The following is a 1294-nucleotide window of genomic DNA, read 5'->3' on the forward strand; positions in this document are numbered from 1 at the left end:
GCCATGGAACTCGATGGGGAACGGGACGTGGAAGACGTCCGGCACCATCGCGCCGAAACCGGCCTTGTAGGGCTGGACCTTGCCCGTCAATGTCATGCCCATGAAGGTGCGGCCGTGGAAGGCGCCGGTGAAGGCGATGATCGCGCTGCGGTTTGTGGCGGCGCGGGCGATCTTGACGGCGTTCTCGACGGCTTCAGCGCCGGTCGTGACGAAGAGCGTTTTCTTTTTGAAGTCGCCAGGCACGGCGTCATTCAACCGTTCGGCGAGCCGGACGTAGTTCTCATAAGGCACGACCTGATGGCAAGTATGTGTGAAGCGGTCGAGCTGGTCTTTCACCGCTGCAACGACCTTTGGATGACGATGGCCGGTGTTGACTACTGCCATGCCTGCGGCGAAGTCGATATAACGCCGTCCCTCCACATCCCAGATTTCGGCATTAAGCGCCTTGTCGGCATAAACCTGTGTAGTCACGCCCACCCCGCGCGAAATCGCATCGGATCTGCGGGCCTCAATATCAGTATTCATGAAAAAACCTCAAAAGTGAAGGCGCCCCCGCAAAGACGCCCCCGTCCCCATGATGCCGAGGATCATAATGCTTTCGACGGCGAGAAAGTCCTGATCTGGATCAACACGCCCCAACATTCTAACGAACTGAGTCTCCTCTGGGTGCTAATGCTATTGGGCACCTTAGCAACGAAAGGCCTGACACACGTACCCGTGGCGGCGAAAGATGCTCGTGAAGGCGAGCCATCGACCTTGTCACCTTCGGATTCAATCGTCCTCACGCTCAAGGTTGTGCACGATGTCACGGCTGGACCAGTCGATGGGCTGGCGATTGTTGGACGCTGTCCCTATCCGATGCGCCCTAGCGAGGTGGGCGCGAATAATGCGACCTCATTGTGTTGTCTGGGGACAATGGTGGTTTTGATGCCGTGGCGGGAATGGGCGAGTGGCCGATGTCTCTCTACACGTCTGCTTAAGGTTTTTAGAACAGCCCTGCGATGCTCCGCCCCTCGCGGCTGGTGCTCCTGCAGCAGCACTCTTCCACTCCTCTCCTGAGTCGAGCAAGTGGTCTCGTGTTCGAGAGCGGCTTTAAGGAGCAAAGGAGGCGTGTCAGCTCCTGCATCCTTCGGGCTCGCGCAGGACATTGATCAGGCGTTTGCGGTCGGACACGTTGTCGGACTGTCGACTGTGTCGGACATGAGACACACAGCGTGATAGATCATTTCTCCTTTGGCACAAGACATGCGGGGCTATTCGCAAACGCGTTGCGGCACGGACCGAGGAAACAATC

At 58.0% G+C, this 1294-nt stretch carries 1 protein-coding gene; it reads right to left on the reverse strand.

The window, feature by feature from the left end; all coding sequences use genetic code 11:
• Positions 1–525 (reverse strand): aminotransferase class III-fold pyridoxal phosphate-dependent enzyme (locus tag EN780_RS34455; protein WP_128276478.1); only part of this gene is annotated, 525 nt, incomplete at its 3' end.
• Positions 526–1294: the final 769 nt, after the last annotated feature.

It is taken from the genome of Mesorhizobium sp. M4B.F.Ca.ET.089.01.1.1 (assembly GCF_004022605.1).
Classification (GTDB): Bacteria; Pseudomonadota; Alphaproteobacteria; order Rhizobiales; family Rhizobiaceae; genus Mesorhizobium; species Mesorhizobium abyssinicae.